Raw genomic sequence first — 1,710 nt, forward strand, 5'->3', positions numbered from 1 at the left:
GGGCAACGGAAGGAAAGCATCATGATCCAGAAAAACTGGCAGGAACTGATCAAGCCGAACAAGATCGAGTTCTCGTCGAAGAAGAAGACGCTGACCACGCTGGTGGCCGAGCCGCTCGAGCGCGGCTTCGGCCTCACGCTGGGCAACGCGCTGCGGCGCGTGCTTCTGTCTTCGCTGCGTGGCGCGGCCGTCACCGCCGTGCAAATCGACGGCGTCCTGCATGAATTCTCATCCATCGCCGGCGTGCGTGAGGACGTGACCGATATCGTGCTGAACATCAAGGAAATCGCCATCCGCATGGAAGGCGACGGCCCGAAGCGCATGGTCGTTCGCAAGCAGGGCCCGGGCGCCGTGCTGGCCGGCGACATCCAGACGGTCGGCGACGTCGAGATCCTCAACCCCGACCACGTCATCTGCACGCTGGACGAGGGTGCGGAGATCCGCATGGAGTTCACCGTCGACACCGGCAAGGGCTACGTGCCGGCCGAGCGCAACCGCGCCGAGGACGCGCCGATCGGCCTGATCCCGGTCGACAGCCTCTACTCGCCGGTCAAGAAGGTCTCCTACAAGGTCGAGAACACCCGCGAGGGCCAGGTCCTCGACTATGACAAGCTGACCATGACCATCGAGACCGACGGTTCGATCTCGGGCGAGGACGCGGTGGCTTTCGCCGCCCGCATTCTGCAGGACCAGCTCGGCCTGTTCGTCAACTTCGACGAGCCGCAGAAGGAAGTCGCGGCCGAAGCCGTCACCGAACTCGCCTTCAACCCGGCGCTGCTCAAGAAGGTCGACGAGCTGGAGCTCTCGGTGCGTTCGGCCAACTGCCTGAAGAACGACAACATCGTCTATATCGGCGACCTGATCCAGAAGACCGAAGCCGAGATGCTGCGCACCCCGAACTTCGGCCGCAAGTCGCTGAACGAGATCAAGGAAGTCTTGGCGGCGATGGGCCTGCACCTCGGCATGGAAGTGCCGGACTGGCCGCCGGAAAACATCGAAGACCTCGCCAAGCGTTACGAAGACCAATATTGAGCATGAATTCCAAGGATCGGCGGCGTGAGCCGGTCGATCCGACGGTCATGCGGAAAACCATCAGAGGCCGTGGCCTCTTGAACAACTGAAGAAGGAAAAGAGCCATGCGCCACGGTTTCAAAGGCCGTCGCTTCGCCCGCAGCGTAAGCCACCGCAAGTCTATGTTCGCCAACCTCGCCGTGTCTCTGATCGAGCACGAGCAGATCGTCACCACCCTGCCGAAGGCGAAGGACCTGCGTCCGATCGTCGAGAAGCTGGTGACGCTCGGCAAACGCGGAGATCTGCATGCGCGCCGTCAGGTGATCGCCCAGATCGGCAATGAGGGCGTCGTCAAGCGCCTGTTCGAGACGATCGCGCCGCGCTACGCCTCCCGCAACGGCGGCTACCTGCGCATCATGAAGGCGGGCTTCCGCCACGGCGACAATGCCGCCATGGCGGTGATCGAGTTTGTCGACCGCGACACCTCGGCCAAGGGCGCCGGCGACCGCGCCCGCATCGAAGCTGAAGGTACGGAAGAGGAAGCCGCGGCCGCCTGAGCCCGGGCTTTTCGCCGTGTGTTCAAAGGGGCCCTGTGGGCCCCTTTTTGCATTCTGAAAGCGGCGCTCTACGTTTCAGACAATTTCGTCGGCCGAAGCGCATGCTTTTGGGCGACAATTATCGGATTTCGGTGCATTAGCC

General features: G+C 62.7%; 2 protein-coding genes. Both read left to right on the forward strand.

The window, feature by feature from the left end; translation table 11 throughout:
- Window positions 1–21: 21 nt before the first annotated feature.
- Complete coding sequence (locus EN781_RS31890) at window positions 22–1,032, forward strand: DNA-directed RNA polymerase subunit alpha (RefSeq protein ID WP_006205443.1); 1,011 nt, start codon at window positions 22–24, stop codon at window positions 1,030–1,032.
- 104 nt (window positions 1,033–1,136) lie between these two features.
- Window positions 1,137–1,568 (forward strand): 50S ribosomal protein L17, encoded by a 432-nt coding sequence (rplQ, locus tag EN781_RS31895; protein WP_126054449.1) that lies wholly within the window; start codon window positions 1,137–1,139, stop codon window positions 1,566–1,568.
- The last annotated feature ends 142 nt before the right edge of the window (window positions 1,569–1,710 follow it).

The sequence above is a fragment of the Mesorhizobium sp. M4A.F.Ca.ET.090.04.2.1 genome, assembly GCF_003999085.1.
GTDB lineage: Bacteria > Pseudomonadota > Alphaproteobacteria > Rhizobiales > Rhizobiaceae > Mesorhizobium.